We start from the raw sequence: 12,470 nt of genomic DNA on the forward strand, positions 1-12,470 counted from the left end.
GGCGGTCTACCCGGTGCCTCACCGCGCTGAGCACGCGCTCGTACCACCCACTCGCGCAGGCTGCCCCTACTCACTGCCAGGTCGGCGGCGATGCCCTTGTAGGTCGCCCCGGGTGTGGACTCGTACAAGGCCACGGCATCGGCCCTGAACTCGTCGCTGTAGTCCTTCAACGCCATCGGCGGTCTTCTCGCTTCCTCTGGATCAAGCAAGATCCAGTATCAGCGTGTCCACCACTTGGGGGGAGTTCCCGACGCGCTGGTTTGCCGCCTCCACGCAGTATGAGCCGCTCAACGCGCTGGCGATCGGCCTGTTGGTGCTGGCCCTGGGTAAGGTAACCCACGGCAATCTGTTCCTGGCCGCGTTCGCCGCGGGCATCACGGTGGCCACTTTCGGCCCGCGGCAGCGTGAATCCTTCGAGCATTTCGGCGAGTTGCTCGCCGAGCTGTTCAAGCTGGGCGCGCTGCTGGTCTTCGGCGCGCTCATCACGCCCGCCCTGCTCGGTTCGGTCGGCTGGACCGGCTGGCTGTTCGCCCTGCTGGCGCTGGTGCTGGCCCGGCCGGTGGCGATCTGGATCAGCTTCCTCGGCTCCGGCCTGAGCGTGCGCGAGCAGGCCGCGGTGGCCTGGTTCGGCCCGAAGGGTTTCGCCTCGGTGGTCTACGCCCTGATCGTGCTCGGCTCCGGCATCGCCGCCGCCGAGCAGATCTTCCATCTGGTCGCGGTCACCATCGCGCTGTCGATCGTGCTGCATTCCTCCACCGACGTGGTGGTGGCCCGCGGCTTCGACGATGAGCGGGATGTGCCCGCGTGGTTTGGCATCGCCCGCCGCATCCGGGGCCACAAAGACGGGCAGGCTCCCACCTGAGATGCCTCGTGTGAGGGGCAGGCGGGCGATCGGCTTCCGGCTGGCTCTCAACCGGCGCGCAGCGCGCTCTCCAAGATCTTCACCGCCTGGTCGGCGCCGCGTTCGCCGCGGATCACCTGGCCCTGGTGCTGTGCGGCTTTGATCAGCGAGGGGTCGGCTACGGCACGCCCGATCGCCGCGGCGAGCCCGTCGGCGCTCAGCCGCTGCTGCGGCCGAGGCTCGGGAGCGACGCCGGCGGCCGCCATGCGGGCCGCCCAGAACGGCTGGTCGGCGACGAAGGGGCAGAGCACCTGCGGCCGCCCGGAGGCCAGCGCGGCGGCGGTGGTGCCGCTGCCGCCGTGGTGCACGATGGCGGCCATCTGCGGAAACAGCCAGTCATGCGGGGCCTGTTCCAGGACGAACACCTCCTCGCGCACGCCGCCGGGCGGGTGGTGGGGCAGGTCGTCGACTTGCAGGCCGCCCCAGCCGGAGGCGAGCACCGCCCGCACCCCGGCCCGGCCGATGGCTTCGGTGACGACGTGGCCGATCCGGGCCGGGTCGGTGCCGGCCATGCTGCCGAAGCCGACGTAGACCGGTGGCGGCCCGCCGGCCAGGAAGCCAGTCAGCGCCGCCGGAGGCTGCCAGGTGGGCGGCGCGGGCAGGAACCAGAAGCCGGTGGTGTGCACGTGCGCCGGGTAGTCGAGCGGCTCCGGTAGCAGGTGGCGGCTGAAGGCCTGCAGCACGGTGGCCGCTCGGCCGTCGGGGCGGCGCAGGATGTCGTGGCGGCCGCGCCGGCGCGGCAGGTTCAGCCGCTCCTTGCGCAGCCGGTCGGCGATGCCGCCGAAGGAACGCAGCAGCAGCTTGATCGGCAGATACGAGGCCCGGTTCAACGCCCTCGGCAGCCGGAGGGGAAGCACGGGGTTGCGGAAGGCCGCGGTGGGCACCCAGACGGGCTGCAGCGCGGCCGGGACCGCGGGCACGCCGAGGAACTCGGCGAAGTGCTGGGCGGGGATACCGGGCGCGTGCACCACCACATCCACCCCCGCGCCCGGTCCTGTGGTGGATGCGGCGAGCGTTTCGGCGACGGCTGCCATGTCGTCCAAGACGTGCGCCATGAGCGGCTTGCTGGCGCGCATGACCCGCAGGGCGACCTGCATGCCGCGCGGGCCGCGGTAGTTGGTCTCGATCGCCTGGCGGATCTGCGGGTCGTCGATCAGCGTGTTCGGGCCGTCGTGCACCGGGGCGAAGGCGATGCCGTACGGCTCGGCGAGCGAGGCCATCGCCGCCGGGGCGGCCAGCACCGCCTCATGGCCGGCGCGTTGCAGCGCGAGCGCCAGCGCGGCGAACGGCTGCACGTCACCGCGGGTGCCGTGAGTGTAGATGAGGACCTTCATCGGCGTACCTTCCCTTCAGGAGAGGAGGTTGATTGCGTTCGCCGACCAGGCTTCCCGGCACACCGTCGACCCCGAGAACGAGTCGAATACCTGCAATATAGCCAAAGTTCTGAAATTTCTGAAGAGTCGATAGTGTGGCTATGATGAGCTCAGGAGGTGGGCCGGTGAGCCAGCAGGACACCCCGCAGCAGGCCGCGGCGGAGCGGTGGGAGGCCGCCGAACGGCTGGCGCTGGTGCTGACCGAGGGCGGCCTGCAGCGCATGTCGGCCCGCACGCTGGCGGTCTTCCTGTTCACTGACTCCGAAGCGGTCACCATGGGCGACATCGCCGAGCGGCTCGCCGTCAGCGCGGGCTCGGTATCCGGCGCGGTCAGGGCCCTGGCCTCGACCGGGCTGATCGAGCGGCTGCCCGCGCCGGGCAGCCGCCGCGAGCACTACCGGCTGCGCCAGGACGCCTGGCCCACCCTGTTCTCCACGCAGAACACCGTCGTGCGGGTCATGCTGCAGGCCGCCGAGACCGGCATCGCCGCCACCGCATCCGGCGATCCGGCCCACGCCCGGCTGACCCAGATGCGCGACTTCTATCAGTTCCTGCTCGGCGAGCTGCCCGGCCTGCTGGAGCGCTGGAAGCAAGCGCAAGCGCCGCACCAGCCACCACGCCGTGCCGAGCGGGCGCAGTAACCAACCGGGGCGCGCACGACGAGCGCCGCTGGACCGCCTCCGCGACGCCAGCGATTTTCGGCCCGCCCTGGCGCGCTGGCCGGTGCGTGCCGGTCGGCGTACGCTGAGGCCAGGTGAGCCGGGAAGCCTGGTCGGCACGACCCTTTGGCATCGAGCGAAGGATGTGCCCGTGCGGCCCCGATCTGCGCATTCCCCCGGCGGTCCGGCTGAGCCTGCCGCTGCCGGATCCCTTTCCCTGCCCGGCCCTGCTGGCGTATCTGCCGCACCGGCTGTGCAGCCGGCCATCGAGATCACCCACGTCAGCAAGCGCTACGGCCAGGTGCGGGCGGTCGAGGCGGTCACCTTGGCTGTGCAGCCGGGACAGATCTATGCCCTGCTCGGGCTCAACGGCGCCGGCAAGACCACCCTGATCCGGATGCTGCTGGGCATGATCGCCCCCACCGCCGGGACGGTGCGCGTGCTGGGCGCCGACGTCACCGGCGGCGACCGCTGCGCCTGGGCGAAGGTGGGCTATCTGGTAGAGGCGGCCACCGCCTATCCGGAGCTGACGGTGCGCGAGAATCTGGAGGTGGTCCGCCGCCTGCGCCGCCTGCCCGGGACCGGCGGCAGAGGCACCGGCGGGGGCGACGGCCGGGTCGATGACATCATCGAGCGCCTGGCCCTGACCCCCTACGCCGATCGCCGCGCTCGTGCCCTGTCGCTGGGCAACCTGCAGCGCCTGGCGCTGGCCAAGGCCTTGCTGGACGCTCCCGCCCTGCTCGTCCTGGACGAACCGGTCAACGGTCTGGACCCCGCCGGTGTCGCCGAGATCCGCACCCTGCTCACCGAACTGGCCCGCCAGCACGGCACCACCGTGTTCCTGTCCAGCCATCTGCTGGCCGAGGTCGCCCGGCTGGCGGGCCGGATCGGCATCCTGCACCACGGCCGCCTCCTCGGCGAGCACGACGCCGCCCAGCTGGAGGGCCTGCGCCGCCGCCGGCTGCGGCTGAGCACACGCGACGATGACGCTGCGGCGGCGGTGCTGCGCGCGCACGGCTACCACCCCGAACCCGCCGCCCCCGGCACCACCGGCGTGGTGGGCACCAGCGGGGGTGGGCTGCTGCTGGCCGACGAGCGTGCCCTGGCCGGGCCGGAGCAGGTCGCCACCGTGCTGGTGCACAGCGGCACGCCGCCCACCTGGCTGCTCCTGGAGGAGGAAGACCTGGAGGCCTACTTCCTGCGCACGATCGGCCAGGGCACCTCCGTCTCGCAGTCTGCCCCACCGCCTTTCCAGGCCGAACGGGCCGGCCAGGATGGTCACGCCCGTGCGGGGGAGGCCCAGGATGCCTGAGGCGCTGTGGGCCGAACTGCTCAAGGCACGGCGCAGCCGCCTGCCCGCCATTACCGCGCTGGCCTTCGCCATCGCCGCGCTGGTGTGCGGCATGTTCATGTTCATCCTCACCGACCCGCCCCGCGCCCGCGCGCTCGGGCTGCTCGGCGGCAAGGCCCAGCTGTCGGGCGCCAGCGCCGACTGGCCCGGCTTCCTGGCCCTGCTCGCCCAGGCCCGCGCGGTCGGCGATGGTGGTGTGTTCGGGCTCATCGTCATCTGGCTGTTCGGCCGGGAGTTCAGCGACCGCACCGCCACCGACCTGCTGGCCCTGCCCACCACCCGCACCGCGATCGTGACCGCGAAATTCGCCGCCGCCGCCTGGGCGCTGCTACTGGCCGCCTGGCTGGCCGGACTCGGCCTGGCCGTCGGCGCGGTGCTCGGCCTGCCCGGCTGGTCGGGCGCGACGGCCGCCGCCGGGGTGGGCCGTCTCCTGGCCATGGCCGCGCTGGCCGCGCTGGCCGCGCTGGCCAGCGCCCCTTTGGCGCTGGCCGCCGGCATCGGCCGCGGCTACCTGGCCGCCGTCGGCGTCCTGTTCGCCCTCATCTTCTGCGCCCAGGTGATCGCCGCGCTCGGCTACGGCGCGTACTTCCCGTGGTCGGTGCCCGGCCTGTATGCCGGCATCGCCGGAGCCGGCCAGGCGCCCGGGATGCCCGGCGTGCTGCTGGTGGTGGCGACCGGCGGGGCCGCGGCCGTGGCGACCGCGCGATGGTGGAACCGCGCCGACCACACCCACTGACCACACCCACTGACCACACCCACTGACCACACCCACTGACCACACCCACTGACCACGTTCACTCGAGCCCACCCATGACGCCCGTCGCCGGTACCGCGCCCCCGACGCACCCGGACGGATCAGACGGCCCTGACGGGATCTAGGACGGGTGCCGGGCCGAGTCGACGACGCGGTTCAGGCGCAGGCCGACCACCGTGATCCAGCAGAAGGCCACCAGCAGCGCCCCGTGTTCCAGCAGCCCGGCCGGGGCCTGGCGCAGCACGCCGGCCACCTCCAGCCGGTAGACCGATCCCGCCACCACGGCCAAGACGATCACCAGCAGGCCGCAGGCGCGGGAGAAGCGCCCCCAGGTACGGCTGCGCAGGCGCAGCCGCCGGGCCAGCACGAAAGCGGAGGCGCTCAGGCAGGCGAACAGCACCAGCCCAATCAGCCCGTGCACCCGCCCCGCCACGGTGACCACCGAGACCTGGCCGGGCGGGTAGCCCAGGGCCGGGTCCGTGGGGATCACGCCCGCCGCGATGAAGGACAGGCCGCAGACGGCCAGCAGGATCGGCACCCACCTGCCGTCCGCGCCCGGATGCAGCACGCGCCGCAGCCCGGCGGCGAAGGCAATCAGCAGCAGCCCGCCGAGCACGAACGTCGTGGTCAGGAGCCACCAGCGTGGCCCGGTGCCGAGCTGGCTGGCGCCGTGGTGCCACAGGCTGTAGCCCGGGCGGGTGACACCATCGGCCACGATGGCCGCCGGCATCCCAATCCCGGCGACGACCCCGGCAGCCAGCAGCAACCGGGTGGGCGCGAGGGTGACGAACCAGGCTCTTGCGGGCATGCGCGGCCTCCACGCCGACCAGGCTTCCCGGCACACCTCAGCAGTTTCAGCATGTACTAAACTACATGGAATGAGTGAGCGTGAGCAACTCCTGCCGTGGGTGGAGCAGGTGGCCATGTACCTGGCCCGCGACGGCGTGCCGCCGATCGCCGGCCGTACCCTGGGCTGGCTGATGGTGTGCGACCCGCCCGAGCAGTCGGCCGGGCAGATCACCGAGGCCATCGGCGCCAGCCGCGCCTCCCTGACCTCCAGTCTGCGCCTGCTGACCGGCATGGGCTTCCTGACCTGGCGGACCAGGCCCGGTGAGCGCACGATCTACTACCGGCTGGCCGACAACGCCTTCGCCCTCGTGGTGCGCCAGCAGATCGCCGGCATCGCGGCGTTCCTGCAGATCGCCCGCGCCGGCGAAGACCTGATCGGCCCCGACCCGCGCCTCAAGCAGGCCGAGGCCACCTTCGCGTGGATGGCCGCGGCCTTCGACAACGCCCCGCCGCTGGAGGAGCGGTGAACGGCACGGCGGTCGTCATCGGCGGCGGCATCGGCGGGCTGGCCGCCGCGCTGGCGCTGCACCGCATCGGCTGGCAGGCCATCGTGCTGGAACGCTCACCCGAACTCGGCGAGATCGGCGCGGGCATGTCCCAATCGCCCAACGCCCTGCGCGCGCTGGACGAACTCGGCGTCGGCCGGCAGGCCCGCGCCGCAGGAGTCCCGACCTACGCCACCGGCAACCTGCGCACCCCCGGCGGCCGCTACCTGCAGCGCTCCCGGCCGGGCGATGCGACGCCGCTGCTCGCCTTCCGCCGCGCCGACCTCCATCGGATGCTGCTGGAGGCGCTTCCACCCGGATGGGTCCGGACCGGCTGCGAGGTCGCTGGCATCGACACCGGCAGCCACACGGGCAGCCACACGGGCGCCGGTGCTGCGACGGTGCGGTTCGGCGGGAGCGAGCTCAGCGCCGAGGTGATCGTGTGGCTGCCGACGGCATCGGCAGCACGTCACGCCGGCTGCTGTGGCCCGACGCGCTGCCCCCGCGCTTCCTCGGCCGGACGGCCTGGCTCGGCATTGCCGAGGTCGACGGCCTGCCGGGCAGCATGACGCTGGGACGAGGCGGCTATTTCCTCATCCACCCCGTGGGCGGCGGGCGGGCGTACTGGGCGTATGTGACCGGCGCCGACCAGCCCGGCGTCCGGTACGCCGAGGAGAAGGCCGAGGCGGCGGCCCAGCTGGTCGGCTGGCACGACCCCATCCCGGCCCTGCCCGCCGCCACCCCGCCCGCCTCGGTGATCCACATCGACATCTGTGACCTGGACCCGCTGCCCACCTACACGCGTGGCCGGGTGGCGCTGCTCGGCGACGCCGCGCACGCCATGAGCCCCGACCGCGGCCAGGGTGCCGGCCAGTCAATCGAGGACGCCGTGGTCCTGGCCGCCGCGCCGGCCACCGAACCGGACCGGAAGGCAGCGCTGCGCCGCTACGACGCCCTGCGCCGGCCGCGCACTCAAGCCACTGCCGACGGCGCCCGCGCCGTCTCCCCCGCCGCCTACCGGCTCATGACGACGATGATCCGCCTGATGCCCGCCGCGCTGTGGCGCCCGACTGCGTCAAAGCCGCGGTCCGTGCCGTGCCGCGCGGCCAGTTCATTCCGCCGGTCGGGCTCGCCTCACGGCCGCGCCCCATCTGATCGACCGCGACGCCGCCCCGGACGGGTGATGGGAACGCCGTCTTCTCCAACGCCGGAATCGTCACCCAGCCCGACGACAGCGCCACCGACCCGAGAAGCGGACAACCGGCGTAGCTCCCGCATGCCGTCCTGAGCGCGGCGGGATCGGACGGTCCCTGCGTCGGCCCTCCCTCAGGTAGCCCCGGAGGCGTTGATACCCCCCGTCACGAACGTGACGGGGGATACGCCGTCAGGTCGCCGAGCGCCTGCCCATCCTGCTTCCCGGGTCGAGCCCTGCTCCGGGTTCGATACTGCGTCCTGGAGCCCGCGCCGCCCTCCTACAGGTCCTGCCGAGCGGGACCGGCACGGCCCCGCTTTTTGTCATACTCCGCATGTGCGCGCGTGCGAGGTGTACGAGGAGATCTTGTCGTTGGCGCGCTTGCCGACCCAATTGGTCCATTCCCCTGGCCCCAGGGCCACCACTGACCACTGGTAAGGCTTGAAGTTCGCATCCGGGAAGAAGCAAACAAATTTATCAGTGCGGTTCCAGATGGAGCTGGTGTGGTCGTTAATGAACTTGCCGACATTGGCACGCTTGGGTCCCGGCTGGTTGCTGTGGCGCCCTCTGCCGTTGGTGTCGCCATAAAGGCAGACATATCCCTTGGGGCAGTCGACCCAGGCCTGCGCCGCCGTCTGAGCCTGCGCCGCCGTCGCGCCGGTAAGGGTGGCCGCCGCGCATGCCGCGACCACAGCGGCGATCAGGGCCTTCTTCATGTACTGCCTTCTTTCTTCTCGGTCCGCCAGCCCTATGCCCGACACTTTTTGCCCGCACGAGCACAAAATTACGGCGGCATACCTTAAATGCCGCACCCGGGGATGAGGCGCTGCATTTTCTTTGTATGCAGGATTAGATGCCGGGAGATCCCTGCGGGTTCACGGCTCGACGTGTGATGCCGGTCACATCGCCACCTTGGGCAGGAAATGAGCAGAAAATGGATAGAGAAATGGACACTTTCTAACCCGGAGTCACCCAAGCGAGTCGGCTGGTCAGGTGCCGTAATCGGGCCCCAGGATCTCGCACGCCGAGGGCCCCAGGAGCCGCGCGAATGGCCGCCGCCGGCACTGACCTGGCGGCCGAGAACCAAGCGATCTAGCCTCCAACTTCGCCGGGGCGGTCCAAAGCTTAAGCGGAACAAGCTCTGCGGTTCGCTACATCGGTCCTCCGCTACCAATCGGGAAGGCCACGACGCTTCCAGATGACTTTCCCGCACACAAGCGCCGCACCGCTGTCAGGTTCCCAGGCGTCGTCGTCCCCACAGGCCTCGTCGGGAGCACTGGTGAGGTACACCTTGGTGAGCTGAACGGTGTACTGGTAGCGATCGGGGATACCAGCGTCACATGGAGTGATCGCGCTGAGACCGATCGAGAGTACCCGCTCGCTCTTGGCTCGAGCGAACATGCACTGGCCCTCCACGAAATTGCGATCCAGGCAGAGAATGGTGCGGGTGTAGTCGCTATTGCTGTGAAACCAGGGTATGCCGTCGGAAGCGCAGTCCACCTGCTGCTCAATCGCTGTTACACGGAAGTAGGCGTCAGTGGCCGAACAGTTGGTCATGCTGGGCGTAGAGGGAGTCCACTCCGTGTCCTCGTCAAGGTAGTTACTCAAGCAGTCATCGGTGGAAACGGCGCTGAACGCCTCGTCCTCAGCGCTGGGCGGAGTGGGGCTATCCCTTGCTGTTGCCTCACCATCGCCGCTGCCTTCGTAGCCGCGGTCATGTACGTAGCCGTCACTTGCGCTCTCAGACGAACCGTTGGTCTCCTCCTGCGAGATGGTGGGCTGCGGCGGACCCTCTGCTGCGGAGGTGGAGTCATTGTGCGACCGCATGGCCGCGAACACGATGATCGCGACCAGAGCGGCAGCGCCGACCAGTCCCTTGAACGTTGACCCCGGCCAGCGGGTTCTGGGCCGGCGGCTTGGCCGCGTGGGCGCGGCTCCCCCTGGGTGTCCTCCTGTGGGGCGGCGGGTCGAGGATGTATTGGATCGGCGGGGCGTGTGGGGCGCTGTGGCGGGGGCCGTTGATGCCGTGCTACCGGCCGCGGTGAGTGGCTTGACCCATATCCTCGGCATCGGCCTGAGGGCCGGATCGGAGTTGAGGCCGGCGCAGGCAAGATCGCCGAGTGCCGCGGCGACCGAGGCCAGCGGCGTGGGGTCGGTGGCAGTCTGATGGCGGGCGAAAAGCCGGATCGCGAGCAGGGCCAGTTTGTAGGCATCGCTCGCTGGGGTGGCCTTCTCCTCGTTGGCGGGGATCTGCCAGTCGGGGGTCTCAGTCTGCGGCAGGACGCTCGCACCGCGCAGACGCATGGCGTCGCAGTCGATGAGGAAGCACTCAGGCTTCGGGCTCGTGGTGAACAGCAGGTTCTTCGGGGACAAATCGCCGACCGTGATACCGATCCGGTGCAGGCGGGTCAGCGTTGCGGCCAAGTCGGCCAGCAGCACCAGACGGTCGCGTTCACTGACCGTCAGACCGATGCCGGCAACGTAGTCGTCCTCGTTGAGGAGGTACTCCAGGTTCGCCAGACGTCGGGTGCCCGAGGTGGTGTTCGCCAGGCTCCGGAAGGTGAACCGGAAGCGATCGGGCACGACCCGCATCAAAAACCCGCTGACGTGCCCCTGCTTTGCGACCAATGCGGCGGGCCAAGCGGTGCGCTCGCACAGCCACTGTCCCTCGGCCTTGCTCAGCCCGCCGAGCAGGGCGACGCTCGTGGCGAGCGCGGCGGCGTCGAGTTGCGACAGCACGGTCGTGTTGTACTCCTTGTAGACCACCTCCCAGCCGCCACCGTCAGCCTCGTTGATTTTCTTGTTGGTCACCTGATGGACCTCGCCCTGGCCACCTTGACCGAGCCGTTCGCCCAAGATGAGCGTGCTGTAGTCCACCACCGATACAGGAGCAGCCGTCATCGCCGCTCCGACGTCTGCGGCCAGATCGCCAGCAAGGTCCGATCGTCGTCGAAGGTCTCCCGAGAGAAGTCCAGTACGTGCGCGAACCATAACGGCGCGCAGGGCGCGGCCAGTTGCCCGGCGAACAGCGAGCCGACCTGGCCATCGCCGTCGCCGAGCGGGTCGGCGACGCCATCGGTACCGACCAGCAACACTTGGCGCTCCTGCAGGGGAACGCGGACCTGCTCCAGAGGATGGGGCACCTGAGGCAGCGAAACCACCTCGTTCGACACCAAGACGGCATCTGGCGCCGTCTTCGGGCGAAACAAAGAGGCGTAGTGCGCGCTCGTCGAATCGAGTACCCAGGCCGCGGAGTCCCCGATGCGGCACAACTCGACCATGGCAGGACCGTCCGAGGCGGGGCGCACTGCACCGGCGACGAGCGTCGTCGCGTGCTGGCCCGCCACGTCGGCGAGTTCGGGTTCCCTGCCTTCGAGCCGCCATCGCGTGATCTCCCACAGCCGTTGTGCCGCATGGTGGACGACGCCGGCCAGATCCAGTGGTTCCGCTGGTTCGGTGTTCGCGGACAGCAGGTGAAGCAGACGTTCCATGGCAGCCCGGCACGCCTCGACGGCCCCCAGTTCGGAGGCCACAGCGCTGGAGACGCCGTCCGCGACGGCGAACACAACGGCGCCGGTCGGCTGGTGTGCGGCGGCGCGAGCCGCGTCCTGGCGGGGCTGCCGGTAATAGCGGTGCTTTGCTCCGCGAACGGAGGCGAACCGCAAGGTCAGCGCGGACGTCGACCAGCCGTCGCATTCGGTGTCGGGGTGGTCGTAGGAATAGGGGCCGGGTGGCCGTGGCTCGAACTCCGGTCCCGGTGTGCCCACAGCAATCCGCGGCCAAGGCACGGTTCCGGACACTGGCATCGGCGGAGCCGGCACGGGCGCGGGCGTCGCCGCGTCGCCGCCCGTCATAGGCGCCTCCACTAGCCCACCTCGTCGATCGCCAAGGTGAACTGGTCAGGGCGGTTCACCACCAGCTCCGGACTGCCGGACCCCAGCGCCTGCCCCGAGGCGACCAGGCTGGCGGTGAGCGAGTGGAAGAATTCGGAAATCGCCCGGCCGATATCGGTGGCCGTCTTGGCGACAAAGGCGAACTCAGCGCGGGTCGCAACCGCCACCATGGTGTCGGCCTGAGCATCCCCGATGCCACACGCGATGATGTTCGGGGCCGTCGGCGTCCGGGACCTGTCGGTCAACCGGCTGTACGGCTGATGCCAAGCCCCCTCGTCTGTGGGCTGCCCATCGCTGAGGAAGAACACTACCGGCCGGTGCACCCTGTAGCCCTGGTCGCGGAGCCACTTGACGTCCGACGGGATGCGGCCCAGCAGATCCTCGAACACGGCCCCGTAGTCGGTCGCGCCGCGGATCACCAGCTTAGGCAGGGCCGTCTCGGCGCGCATGTCGGCGACGGCCAACCGGACCTGTACATCGTCGGAGAATCCCAGCACGGCCAGACGCAGCTTGGCCGCGATCATCGGCTCGGCGCGCAGTCCCTCGCACAATGACGACATGCCGTTCGACAGCTCCTGTTGATAAGGACTCATCGATGCTGATTCGTCGACCACCACATAGGCCGGCAGCAATACGCCCCTGGCTTCCGCCATGCTTCTGTCCCCCCGTTTCTAGTGCGGTGTTGCCGTGCCGGAATGTGCGGGGCGGGTGAACTCCTAGGAGTGCCCCCAGCAGTTGAAGTATGGTCCGCAGACGGGTGCACCGGCTAGCGATATGGAGTTTCTGGTGGCTGATCACTACTGGAGCGAAGAAACCAGCGAACCGAAGCTACCGACCTGGCAGCAAACCCCCCGTGCCGTGCCACCGCCCCAGGGGCGGCCCATGCCGCCGTCGCCCGCCCGATCCGGCGCAGGTGGAGGCTCCGCCCAGAGCGGATCGCCTCCGGCAGGTACGGGCGGCTCGACGTGGGCCGGTCCGGCTGCACCACAGCCCACGGCACCAGGCCCCGCATC

14 protein-coding genes are annotated in these 12,470 nt (G+C 70.3%); 7 read left to right on the plus strand and 7 right to left on the minus strand.

Annotation, left to right across the window (positions count from 1 at the left end; translation table 11 throughout):
• A partial coding sequence (locus DP939_RS43185) for a transposase (protein ID WP_147268381.1) occupies positions 1 to 176 on the minus strand: 176 nt, incomplete at its 3' end.
• Positions 177 to 223: 47 nt separating this feature from the next.
• Here DP939_RS43185 and DP939_RS43190 point away from each other — a divergent pair.
• Positions 224 to 862, plus strand: coding sequence for a cation:proton antiporter domain-containing protein (locus DP939_RS43190; RefSeq protein WP_225878906.1), 639 nt, complete (start codon positions 224 to 226; stop codon positions 860 to 862).
• A 47-nt stretch (positions 863 to 909) separates the two neighbouring features.
• Here the strand turns inward: DP939_RS43190 and DP939_RS43195 are convergent, their stop codons facing one another.
• Positions 910 to 2,235, minus strand: a complete 1,326-nt coding sequence (locus tag DP939_RS43195; RefSeq protein WP_113986656.1) for a glycosyltransferase — start codon at positions 2,233 to 2,235, stop codon at positions 910 to 912.
• A 164-nt stretch (positions 2,236 to 2,399) separates the two neighbouring features.
• Between DP939_RS43195 and DP939_RS43200 the strand changes: the two genes are divergently transcribed.
• From DP939_RS43200 to DP939_RS43210, 3 genes are all read left to right on the plus strand, one after another.
• A complete protein-coding gene (locus DP939_RS43200; protein ID WP_225878907.1) occupies positions 2,400 to 2,915 on the plus strand; it encodes a GbsR/MarR family transcriptional regulator in 516 nt (171 codons plus the stop codon).
• 271 nt (positions 2,916 to 3,186) lie between these two features.
• Positions 3,187 to 4,245, plus strand: coding sequence for an ABC transporter ATP-binding protein (locus DP939_RS43205; RefSeq protein WP_199565803.1), 1,059 nt, complete (start codon positions 3,187 to 3,189; stop codon positions 4,243 to 4,245).
• Entirely contained in the window at positions 4,238 to 5,020 is a 783-nt protein-coding gene (locus DP939_RS43210; protein WP_113986657.1) for an ABC transporter permease, read from the plus strand. The genes DP939_RS43205 and DP939_RS43210 overlap by 8 nt, the downstream gene beginning before the upstream one ends.
• A 139-nt stretch (positions 5,021 to 5,159) precedes the next feature.
• Here DP939_RS43210 and DP939_RS43215 read toward each other — a convergent pair whose 3' ends face one another.
• Positions 5,160 to 5,846 carry a DUF998 domain-containing protein gene (locus tag DP939_RS43215; RefSeq protein WP_158578991.1) on the minus strand — a complete coding sequence of 229 codons (687 nt, stop codon included), beginning with the start codon at positions 5,844 to 5,846 and terminating at the stop codon, positions 5,160 to 5,162.
• Between the two features lie 70 nt (positions 5,847 to 5,916).
• Here DP939_RS43215 and DP939_RS43220 point away from each other — a divergent pair, with 70 nt between their 5' ends.
• From DP939_RS43220 to DP939_RS49555, 3 genes are all read left to right on the plus strand, one after another.
• On the plus strand, positions 5,917 to 6,354 hold the full coding sequence (locus tag DP939_RS43220; protein WP_113986659.1) for a GbsR/MarR family transcriptional regulator: 438 nt from the start codon (positions 5,917 to 5,919) through the stop codon (positions 6,352 to 6,354).
• Complete coding sequence (locus DP939_RS48430) at positions 6,351 to 6,941, plus strand: FAD-dependent monooxygenase (RefSeq protein WP_225878908.1); 591 nt, start codon at positions 6,351 to 6,353, stop codon at positions 6,939 to 6,941. The genes DP939_RS43220 and DP939_RS48430 overlap by 4 nt, the downstream gene beginning before the upstream one ends.
• A 272-nt stretch (positions 6,942 to 7,213) precedes the next feature.
• Positions 7,214 to 7,660: a hypothetical protein gene (locus DP939_RS49555; protein ID WP_404828639.1), complete on the plus strand. Its 447-nt coding sequence runs from the start codon at positions 7,214 to 7,216 to the stop codon at positions 7,658 to 7,660.
• Positions 7,661 to 7,887: 227 nt separating this feature from the next.
• Here DP939_RS49555 and DP939_RS43230 read toward each other — a convergent pair whose 3' ends face one another.
• The 4 genes from DP939_RS43230 to DP939_RS43245 all read right to left on the minus strand — a co-directional run bounded on the left by DP939_RS43230 (position 7,888) and on the right by DP939_RS43245 (position 12,110).
• Positions 7,888 to 8,280 (minus strand): peptidase inhibitor family I36 protein, encoded by a 393-nt coding sequence (locus DP939_RS43230; RefSeq protein WP_113986660.1) that lies wholly within the window; start codon positions 8,278 to 8,280, stop codon positions 7,888 to 7,890.
• A gap of 451 nt (positions 8,281 to 8,731) precedes the next feature.
• Positions 8,732 to 10,441, minus strand: a complete 1,710-nt coding sequence (locus tag DP939_RS43235; RefSeq protein ID WP_147268382.1) for a hypothetical protein — start codon at positions 10,439 to 10,441, stop codon at positions 8,732 to 8,734.
• Positions 10,442 to 10,461: 20 nt separating this feature from the next.
• The gene (locus DP939_RS43240; protein ID WP_147268383.1) at positions 10,462 to 11,418 is read right to left on the minus strand and encodes a protein phosphatase 2C domain-containing protein; all 957 of its coding nucleotides are present in this window, start codon (positions 11,416 to 11,418) and stop codon (positions 10,462 to 10,464) included.
• Between the two features lie 11 nt (positions 11,419 to 11,429).
• Positions 11,430 to 12,110: a vWA domain-containing protein gene (locus tag DP939_RS43245; protein WP_113986663.1), complete on the minus strand. Its 681-nt coding sequence runs from the start codon at positions 12,108 to 12,110 to the stop codon at positions 11,430 to 11,432.
• Positions 12,111 to 12,470: the final 360 nt, after the last annotated feature.

Origin of the sequence: Spongiactinospora rosea, assembly GCF_003315795.1 — a bacterium.
Lineage (GTDB): Bacteria > Actinomycetota > Actinomycetes > Streptosporangiales > Streptosporangiaceae > Spongiactinospora > Spongiactinospora rosea.

Coding starts and splice junctions, on each gene's coding strand:
- DP939_RS43195 (WP_113986656.1), bottom strand. CDS start 2,235: ATGAAGGTCCTCATCTACACTCACGGCACCCGCGGTGACGTGCAGCCG.
- DP939_RS43210 (WP_113986657.1), top strand. CDS start 4,238: ATGCCTGAGGCGCTGTGGGCCGAACTGCTCAAGGCACGGCGCAGCCGC.
- DP939_RS43215 (WP_158578991.1), bottom strand. CDS start 5,846: ATGCCCGCAAGAGCCTGGTTCGTCACCCTCGCGCCCACCCGGTTGCTG.
- DP939_RS43220 (WP_113986659.1), top strand. CDS start 5,917: ATGAGTGAGCGTGAGCAACTCCTGCCGTGGGTGGAGCAGGTGGCCATG.
- DP939_RS49555 (WP_404828639.1), top strand. CDS start 7,214: ATGAGCCCCGACCGCGGCCAGGGTGCCGGCCAGTCAATCGAGGACGCC.
- DP939_RS43230 (WP_113986660.1), bottom strand. CDS start 8,280: ATGAAGAAGGCCCTGATCGCCGCTGTGGTCGCGGCATGCGCGGCGGCC.
- DP939_RS43240 (WP_147268383.1), bottom strand. CDS start 11,418: ATGACGGGCGGCGACGCGGCGACGCCCGCGCCCGTGCCGGCTCCGCCG.
- DP939_RS43245 (WP_113986663.1), bottom strand. CDS start 12,110: ATGGCGGAAGCCAGGGGCGTATTGCTGCCGGCCTATGTGGTGGTCGAC.